Here is an 8,657-nt window from a genome sequence, read left to right as displayed (position 1 = left end):
GCGCCGGGTCTGCTTGCGCTTGCCCAGGCCCTCAGCGTCACCGAACGTCAGCTGCATAGATGATCCTCTACATGATGAGGCGGGTAGTGTCGCGTATCTGTGGTGCGTTGTTCAGAGCTTCCTTAGCTCACTTTGTCAGCCTTTTTAAAGGAATCTCTGCCGACCTTCAGGAACGCTAGCGGGTTATAGAGCGCGCCCCAGGTCAGCCAGTCGTTGATCGGGTATTGCACCAGGATGTTGGACAGCAGGACCACCGCGCCCATTGCCAACACCGCCCAGATCAATGCACGGGAGGTGAGCGGGGCAAAGGCAGGTGGCGAGGCAGGACCCATGGCGACACGGTTGATTGGGCGCGCAATTATCGATTCGACGGCAGGGCTGGACCAGCGCAGCGATGCGCGCCCCGACCACGGCGCCGCTGCGCGAAGACCCCTTCCCGTATCGCGCAGGCGCCTGGCGCCGGACCGTGCCTGTATCGTCGGCGGCGACGACTGGGCGCGTGCGCACGTCGCGGCCGCAGTACAAAGGCGCGTGCGTTCGTGGCGGCGGCGACGCTCGGCAGCACCGTCGGCATGCGATGTGCACAGCGGATGGCAAGCCTGCGCCACGACATCGGGTCGTCATCGGTGACGCGTGCACATGACGCCTGACCGGCGGCATCGGCAGCACGCGGTGATCGCAAAGCAGGCGGCAGCCTCGACGTAGGAACTGCGGTGATGAGCGGGCGCAGGTGCGCGCAATGGGCGCTTGCAGGTGCTCGCGGCAACGGCGTGCACCTTGAGGCAGCCACGCGCGGCGAGCTGGCACGCAGCGGCACCTGCTGCCGCAGGCGCGCGCACCTCGCTGATGGCGACACAACCTCGCCCGCTGGCATTTCAGCGGTAGACATCGCACGTATCGTCCCGGCTCCCGACCCGCCGTCTGCGTGATGGCAACCCTTGAAAGCCGCGCGACCTGCCGATGCCGATGGAGATAGCCGCCGAATGTGCAGTGTCGCGATGGTGCACCGGCAGCGCTCGGCCTTGCCGTGGTCTGTGTCAGCGGCCAGCCGCGTGGATCGCGGCCCGCGCGGCCATCGATCGCAGCCGGCATCTGTGTCCTGTTTCCGTGTCGACATGATCGCGCCGGTGGTCGCGAGCGTTCGTGCACGTCCCTGCGATGCCATTCGGCCTCGCTCACTGCTGTGCCCCCTGGAGAGATCCATGCTTACTCGCATCCGCTGTCGGCCGCTGCTGACTGCCCTGCTGTCCGCTTCGCTGTTGGCCTTCGGCAGCGCCAACGCTGCCACCACCGTCACCGATGCCCGGATTGACGCGATCACGGCCAGCTTGCGCACAGCGCCCGTGTCCTTCGACGTGCATCTGCCATCACGCGACCAGGTGGCGCTGGATGCGCTGCTGGCCGACATCCAGGACCCGCTGTCGCCGCAGTACCACAAGTGGCTGTCCGCGGCCGACTTCCAGCGGCGTTTTGGTCCGGCACCTGCGCAGCTCGCGCAGGTGCGCGCGGCCCTGCAGGCCGCACACATGACCGTGGTGCAGCAGGGGCCAACCCTGCATGTCAGCGCGAATGCCGACAGCGTGGAGCGGCTGTTTGCCGCGCCGTTGGTCGCTGATCTGAAGGCCGGCCAGCAGGTGCGCCTGGCGGCTGCCGCTCCGCTGCAGCTGCCGGCCGCGCTGCGTGCCAACGGTGTCACCGTCACCGGCCTGAGCCGGGGGCTGCCGGCGGCGCGCATGGACTCGCGCGTGCTGGCCGGCGAGCCCGGCAACCGCTCTGGCGACGGCACCACCAGCTATTGGTACAACGATCTCAAGCAGGCCTACGGCTATCCGTCCTACCAGACGATGATTGGTGCGCCAGGCAAGCAACAGCGGCTCGACGGTAGCGGCAGCACGATTGCCGTCTTGATCGGCAGCGACGTGCTGGACACGGACATCGCCGCGATGTTCGACCACGAGCGCTTCAGCCGGTATGCCGGCAACCATGCCAATCCGACGCTGTACGCACGCCGCTATGTGGCCGGTGCCAAGCCCGGGGATGGCAATCGCGCTGCGGCGCGTGAAGCAACGCTCGATGTGGACATGGCGCTTGGCGGCGCACCGGGCGCGCACGTGCTGCTGTACGTGATCCCCGATCTCTCCATCGATTCCATCCTGGCCGGCTACCGGCAGATCGTGCAGGACAATGAGGCCGACGTGGTCAGCTCCTCGTTCGGGTTCTGCGAACAGGTGTTCACCGCGGCCTACAACGGGAATGACGCCACCTCCATCCTTGGCCTGTTCGATTCGGTCTTCAAGCAAGGCAACGCGCAGGGCATCAGCTTCGTCGCCTCCAGCGGCGACAACGCCGGCCTGGATTGCCCGGACACGCAATACCTGGTGGACGGCAAGAACGGCCGGTACGTCCCCAGCGTGCATTGGCCCGCCGCCGATGCGTATGTAACCGCGGTCGGTGGCGGCAACCTGCTCACTGCCTACAAGAAGGGCAGCCTGGATTCGACCTACCTCAGCGAAAGCGCGTTTGCCGACCCGTTGCAGGCCGAGGACCCATATGGCGTCGGCGCGCTGCTCAGCGGCGGCTACTGGGGTGCCGGTGGCGGCGTCAGCACGCTGTTCCAGCGTCCGGCATACCAGCTGCGTGCGCTGGGCGGCACGCGCACCTCGATGCGCGCATTGCCCGATGTCGGCATGCTGGTCGGTGGTTGCCCGGGGATCGCCGTGCATCCCTGCCAGCAGGGCACCAGCTCGGTGTCCATTTACGTGGCCGGTGCCATCACCAAGGTGATCGGCACCAGCGTGGCGGCGCCGGAGTTCGCCAGCGTGGCCGCGTTGCTGGTGCAGAAGCAGGGCCGGCAAGGCAATCTCAACGATTACCTGTATCGCCTGGCTGCCAACGGACCGGAGGCCTACCACCGCGGTATCCCCGGCAATAACGGGGTCGTCAGCAACGACGTACCGATCGCCGGCAAGTACAACTACACCACCGGCCTGGGAACCCCGATCGTGCGGCTCATGATCGGCGCGCTGGACGCGGCGCCTGCAGGCATTCCGCGTTCTCCCAGCAATCCGTAAACCCAGCGCGGTTGAAGGCATCGGCGTCGTGGCAACACCGCCGATGCAACGACGATCACGCCGTGGTCGATCAGCTGTGTTGTCGGCCTGCAGCGCAGGGCGTGCATGTCACCAGGGTTGGCTGCTGCTGTATGCGGCAGCGTGACTCGGCCACTGCTTGGGACGCAGCGAGTGGCCCGCCAACCCTGTCATGCGAAGCGTCCTGAGTATCAGTGGCCCGCTGACGGGCCTTGGGTCATGCCAGCAGGCGGGCGCGCACCTGCATGGCGATGCGCTCGGTTTCGCGCACTGCCACGATATCGACAGCGCCGGCGAGAACTTCATTTGCCGGGCGCAAACGCTGGCGTTGTCGCAATGCCTGCAGGTAGGCGCCCACGCGCCCGCCTGCCTGTTCGCCGAACGCGGCGGTCACCGCCACACGGGTGGCGCAGGCTTCGGAGAGCAGGTTGACCGAATCGGCGCTGGCCACGATGGCATCGGCCCAGCCGAGCAGGCCGGCATACGGGTTGGGCCCATCGCGTTGGTCGCACCACAGCAGATGCGGCAGGCCGACGCAGGCCGCGCGCAGCGTTGCGATTGCATCGCCCGGTGTGCGGCGCGAGGTGGTGACCAGCAGGCTGCCGCCCAGCGCGCGCAGTTGGGCGCTCAAGCGCGTGCACAGCGCCGCCAGCGCCTGTGGCGTCCACGGCACCTGGTCGGTGGGCCCACCGACCAGCAGGGCCAGCCGCGGGCCGGGCAAGCCGCCTAGTGCGGGAAAGGCCGCCCGCCCGGCCGCCAGCCACGCATCGTCCACCGGGTGCAGGCTGCCGAGCAGGGTGAGCACGTTGCTGCCGCGCCGTGCATCGTGCTCGGGCACGACCAGCAGGTCCCAGTGCCGCGGATCCAGACGCGAATCCAGGATCTGCACGCTGCGGCTGCCGTGGGCACGCAGCAACCGGGTGGCCAGCGCCGCCTGCCTGCCGCAGCCGATGGCCAGCGCCGGGGGCTGCGTCAGTTGCCCGGCAAATGCCGCGCCAAACGCCCGCCGTGCGCCGGGGAGCCGCCACGGCGCCGCCCAACGCCACGGCGCGTTGGGCTCCAGGTGCAGGGGCTGGTAGGCATCGGGCTGCAATGCACGCGCCAGCGCCTCGGCCTGGCGCGCATTGCCGGCACGGCCGTCGCTCAGTGCCCAGGTCAGCCCCATCGTTTCAGATCCGACATAGATTTGTTTCAGATTGAACGCGTGTGGCGGCAATCGCGCCACTCTACACTGCGGGTCTTCACACTGGCGCCGACGCCGCAGCCTACCGTCGCACCACCCTTCCTCTGGAGTGCTCATGTCCGACTCGCTCAACGCCGCCGCACTGGATCAGCTGTTCCGCACCGCCCGCACGCAGAATGCGTTTGCCGACACGCCGGTCAGCCACGAGGTGCTGCGTGAGCTGTATGAGCTGGTGAAGTGGGGGCCCACCGCGGCCAATAGCTGTCCGGCGCGCTTTGTGTTCGTGACCAGCGCCGAAGGCAAGGCCAAGCTCAAGCCGGCGCTGTCGGAGGGCAATGCCGCCAAGACGCTGGCCGCACCGGTGACGGTGATCGTGGCGCACGACGAAGACTTCCACGAGAAGCTGCCGTATCTGTTCCCGCATGCCGACGCCAAGAGCTGGTTCGACGGCCCGCGCGAGGGCCGCACCGAATCGGCGTTCCGCAATGGCTCGCTGCAGGGCGCCTACCTGATCCTGGCCGCGCGTGCGCTGGGACTGGATGCCGGCCCGATGTCCGGCTTCGATAATGCGAAGGTGGATGCGGCGTTCTTTGCCGGCACGCCGATCAAGTCCAACTTCCTGGTCAATCTCGGCTATGGCGACCCGGCCGGGCTGTTCCCGCGTTCGCCACGCCTGAGCTTCGACGAAGCGGCACGTTTCGAGTAAGGGATGCATGCGTTCCGACTGCGGCACAGCGCCGTGGACGGCGCGCGTCGGCCCGGCACACTGCGTGTGCCTGCCACGTTCAAGCGACGCCGTTGGCCGTTCGCCTGACGATCGCTTGATCTCGCTCGCCGTGTCGACGTACATGGTGTCTTGCGTTTCCTGCAGTCCTCGACCGTCTGCATCTGTCCCACCCGCGTTGTTCCGACGCGTCTCTATCCTATGGAGTTCCAATGAAGACCACCCACAAGCTGTTGCTGCCGCTCGCCCTGACCCTGGCCATTGCCGCCTGCTCCAAGCCGGCCGAGAACACTGCCGCCCCGGCCGCCGAAACCCCGGCGGCGGCCACCGCCCCGGCCGACGCCGCTGCTGCGCCGGCACCTGCACCGGCAGCTGCCGCCTCGACCGCCCCGGCCGTGGAAGTGGCATCGGGCACCTACACCCTGGACCCGTCGCATACCGACGTGCTGGCGCAGTGGAGCCACTTCGGCTTCTCCAACCCGAGCGCGCACTTCGGCAATGTCGACGGCACCCTGGTGTACGACGCGGCCGACGTGACCAAGTCCACCGTGCAGGTCACCCTGCCGCTGTCCGGCTTGAACAGCTTCACCGCCAAGTTCGACGAACACCTGAAGAGCGGTGACTTCTTCGATGCGGCCAAGTTCCCGACCGCCACTTTCAAGAGCACCAAGGTGGAAGCTGCCGGCACCAACAAGCTGACCGTCACGGGCGACCTGACCATCAAGGGGCAGACCAAGCCGGTCGTGCTGGACGTCACCCTCAACGGTGCCGGCGAGCACCCGATGAAGAAGGTGCCGGCCGCCGGTTTCGACGCCACCACCACCATCAAGCGCAGCGATTTCGGCCTGGGCCAGTACGCCCCGAACGTCAGCGACGAAGTGAAGATCCGCATCACCACCGAAGCCCTGCAGGCCAAGGCGGGCGATGCGGCGGCGAAGGATGCCGCAGCCAAGTAAGCGGTCTGGCTGCTGTCCAGGCAAAGGCCCGCTTCGGCGGGCCTTTGCCGTTGAGGGGGATGGCCACGTGCGACCCCGTCGGGTGTGGCGAGGTCATGCTGGGGCCGCCAGCGTGTTGGGGGCGTGTCTTGGGAAACGCCGCCGCTCACGGCATAGCCGACAGCGTGGACCACGGTGACCGTGGCATGGGCAAACAGGTGGCCGCCGCGACGTTCGGCAACCTGACGCCGCGTCGCTGTCTCGCAGGTCGCGCCGTCGCCATCGCCGAATCAACGGCCAGGCGCACCGCGCGGCAACGCAGTTGGCGGCTGTCATCCACGCGTCATCCAGCCCGCGCAGGCTGGGCGCATTTTTCTGGACGGGTGATGTCCGTCGTGCACTTCGGTAGATCGTTGCCGCTGTTCCTGCAGTGGCAGGCATGGCACCACCGCGATGTCCGGCCTCGCGGCACGCGCACCCTTGGCGCGCGTTCCATCAATGCACCGCGGTATGTCGGTCAGCTTGGACGCGGGGTAGTGCTCGCGTTGTCGGCGACGTTCTGAGGCACGCCATGCGCAATCACTTTCTTGCCAGGACGATGCGGCACGCACTGCTCGGTCTGGCGCTCTGTCTGCCGATGGCAAAACCGGTCTGCGCAAAACAGACCGCCGCGACAACCGCGCACCTGCGCCTGACCATCGTGCTGGTGCGGCATGGCATCCGTGCACCGACCCAGCCCGGCAGCGAACTGGATCGCTACAGCGCGCAGCCATGGCCGCACTGGCCGGTGGCTGCGGGCCAGCTGACGCCGCACGGACGGGCGGGCATGCAGGCGCTGGGCGCACGTTATCGCCTGCGATTGGCACCGCCGCTCGGGCTGGCGGCCAGTGGCTGCGCAGGCACCGAACAGATCGTCACCATCGCCGACAGCGCTGCCCGCAACCACGCCAGCGCGCAGGCGCTGCTGCAGGGCATGGCGCCTGGCTGCGCAATGCGCTACCAGGCCCTGCCGGAAGGCGAGCGCAACGCCTTGTTCGATGGCGGCAAGGCGCCCGCACCGCCGGTGCGGCTGGAGGCTGAGACGCGCGCGCAGCTGGCGCACTTGCAGGCGGTGTTGAGTGCCTGCCAGCACGGGCGCTGCGCCACGCCGCCGCCTACCCGGCTGCTCTACGAGCCGGCTACGCGCGACGGCTCGCCGGCCGCGGCCAGTACCCTGAAGCTGGCCGGTGGACTGGCCGAGAACCTGATGCTGGAAGACGTCGAAGGCTTCGATGCGGCGCAGCTGGGCTGGGGCCGGGTGGATCGCGCCGCGGTGGCGCAATTGCTTGCCCTGCACAACACCTCGTTCGCACAGAGCAAGCGTCCGTTGCCGGTTGCCACGGCGGCGGCATCCAACCTGCTCGCGCATCTGCTGGCCACTATGCAGGCCGCGGTCGGACAAACGCCGTCGGTGGCGGCACTGGCGCCGCCCTCCACGCGGTTGCTGGTGCTGGTGGGCCACGACACCAATCTGGCCACGCTTGGTGGGCTGCTCGGCGTGCAGTGGCATCGCAGCGATCGCCCCGACGACTATCCGCCCGGCGGCGCATTGGTGCTGGACCTGCTCGAACGCGACGGCGCGCCCTTGCTACGCGTGCGGACCCTGATGCCAAGCCTGTCGGCGTTGCGCAGCGGGCGCCTGGATGACGAGGCGCTGGCCTCGTCCACGCTGGTCTTGCCCGGTTGCCACGGTGAGGCCTTGTGTCTATTGCCGGTTGCATCGGCCTGGCTGCGCACGCGCATCGATCCGGCCCAGGTGCAAGTGGCGCTGCCGGCCATGCAGTCCTGGCCGGTGCCACCGTAGCGCGTGTCATGCACGGCATGTGCGGGAGAAGCGGCGCAGCGATGCGTTTAGAGCCGACGCGCGCTGCGTGCACGCAGGGCAATCACTCCTCGCCGTGCTCGCCGCGCGCCTTCCAGTAGCCTTTCGCCCGCACCCACTCCTTGTCCACACCCAGGTGGTCTTCGAGGAATTTGCGCATGGCGCGCGCGCATCGAATCGGCGCCGATCCAGTAGAACGTATCGCCATCCTCTGGCTCGTAGTCGCGCAGGCTGTCTTCCAGCAGGGTGCTGCTGGCGGCATCGAAGCCATTGCGCTCCAGCCAGTTCACCCGCACCTCGGCCGCGCTGAGCAGTTCCTGCCGCTCGGCGGCATCGGCGATCTCGATGAATACCTGCGCGTGCATGTCGGCGGGCATCGCCTCGAGCCAGCGGCCGATCGCCGGCAGCGCGGTTTCGTCGCCGATCAGCACGTAGTGGTCGTAGTCATCGGCAACCAGGAACGAGCCGCGCGGGCCGCCGAGCTTCAGTGGGTCGCCCGGCTGTGCGTGCGCGGCCCAACTGGACGCCACGCCGTCACCGTGCAACACGAAGTCGATGCTCAACTCGCCGCTCTGCGGATCGAAATAGCGTGGCGTGTAGTCGCGTGCCGGCGAAGGCAGCGCGCCTTCTTCGTAGCGCGGGCCGTCCGGCGTCATGGTCGGCAGGACGAAAGCGCCATCGGCATTGGGAAAGAACAGTTTGACGTGATCGTCCGGCGCATCGCTTTGAAAGCCGGCCAGGTCGCTGCCGCCGAACACGATACGGCGCATGTGCGGGGTGATCGCTTCGCAACGCCGCACCTGCACGGAGCGCAGGCGTGGGTCGCGACGGAGTTGGGTATTGGTGTGTGCAGCCATGGGTGCAA

General features: G+C 68.0%; 6 protein-coding genes and 2 pseudogenes. 5 read left to right on the top strand and 3 right to left on the bottom strand.

From position 1 onward, the window contains the following. Nucleotides 1–167 precede the first annotated feature (167 nt). A pseudogene (locus F7R02_RS18730) lies at nt 168–332 on the bottom strand (VUT family protein); the annotation flags it as partial. A 783-nt stretch (nt 333–1,115) separates the two neighbouring features. On the opposite strand from F7R02_RS18730, the gene F7R02_RS18720 reads away from it, so the two are divergent. Then, nucleotides 1,116–3,071, top strand: a complete 1,956-nt coding sequence (locus tag F7R02_RS18720; RefSeq protein WP_078590889.1) for a S53 family peptidase — start codon at nt 1,116–1,118, stop codon at nt 3,069–3,071. A gap of 235 nt (nt 3,072–3,306) precedes the next feature. On the opposite strand, the gene F7R02_RS18715 is transcribed toward F7R02_RS18720, so the two are convergent. Further along, nucleotides 3,307–4,254 (bottom strand): mitochondrial fission ELM1 family protein, encoded by a 948-nt coding sequence (locus F7R02_RS18715; RefSeq protein WP_078590883.1) that lies wholly within the window; start codon nt 4,252–4,254, stop codon nt 3,307–3,309. A gap of 133 nt (nt 4,255–4,387) precedes the next feature. Here F7R02_RS18715 and F7R02_RS18710 point away from each other — a divergent pair, with 133 nt between their 5' ends. The 4 genes from F7R02_RS18710 (at nt 4,388) to F7R02_RS18695 (ending at nt 7,774) form a co-directional block, all read left to right on the top strand. Then, the gene (locus F7R02_RS18710) at nt 4,388–4,978 is read left to right on the top strand and encodes a malonic semialdehyde reductase (RefSeq protein WP_003483243.1); all 591 of its coding nucleotides are present in this window, start codon (nt 4,388–4,390) and stop codon (nt 4,976–4,978) included. Between the two features lie 230 nt (nt 4,979–5,208). Next, a complete protein-coding gene (locus F7R02_RS18705) occupies nt 5,209–5,952 on the top strand; it encodes a YceI family protein (RefSeq protein ID WP_005920166.1) in 744 nt (247 codons plus the stop codon). Between the two features lie 185 nt (nt 5,953–6,137). Continuing rightward, on the top strand, nt 6,138–6,494 hold the full coding sequence (locus F7R02_RS26970) for a hypothetical protein (RefSeq protein ID WP_078590881.1): 357 nt from the start codon (nt 6,138–6,140) through the stop codon (nt 6,492–6,494). A gap of 8 nt (nt 6,495–6,502) precedes the next feature. Next, nucleotides 6,503–7,774: a histidine-type phosphatase gene (locus F7R02_RS18695; protein WP_078590879.1), complete on the top strand. Its 1,272-nt coding sequence runs from the start codon at nt 6,503–6,505 to the stop codon at nt 7,772–7,774. 82 nt (nt 7,775–7,856) lie between these two features. Here F7R02_RS18695 and F7R02_RS18690 read toward each other — a convergent pair. After that, nucleotides 7,857–8,649: pseudogene (locus F7R02_RS18690) on the bottom strand (siderophore-interacting protein). Between the last annotated feature and the right edge of the window lie 8 nt (nt 8,650–8,657).

Source organism: Xanthomonas cissicola (genome assembly GCF_008801575.1).
Taxonomy (GTDB): domain Bacteria; phylum Pseudomonadota; class Gammaproteobacteria; order Xanthomonadales; family Xanthomonadaceae; genus Xanthomonas; species Xanthomonas cissicola.
Note: the sequence above shows the minus strand (reverse complement) of the source record. Positions and strands in the feature narration are given on the sequence as shown.

What these genes read in the sequence shown, in the direction of transcription:
- F7R02_RS18705 (WP_005920166.1), top strand. Translation starts at nt 5,209, where the DNA reads ATGAAGACCACCCACAAGCTGTTGCTGCCGCTCGCCCTGACCCTGGCC.
- F7R02_RS18695 (WP_078590879.1), top strand. Translation starts at nt 6,503, where the DNA reads ATGCGCAATCACTTTCTTGCCAGGACGATGCGGCACGCACTGCTCGGT.
- F7R02_RS18720 (WP_078590889.1), top strand. Translation starts at nt 1,116, where the DNA reads ATGATCGCGCCGGTGGTCGCGAGCGTTCGTGCACGTCCCTGCGATGCC.
- F7R02_RS18710 (WP_003483243.1), top strand. Translation starts at nt 4,388, where the DNA reads ATGTCCGACTCGCTCAACGCCGCCGCACTGGATCAGCTGTTCCGCACC.
- F7R02_RS26970 (WP_078590881.1), top strand. Translation starts at nt 6,138, where the DNA reads ATGGGCAAACAGGTGGCCGCCGCGACGTTCGGCAACCTGACGCCGCGT.
- F7R02_RS18715 (WP_078590883.1), bottom strand. Translation starts at nt 4,254, where the DNA reads ATGGGGCTGACCTGGGCACTGAGCGACGGCCGTGCCGGCAATGCGCGC.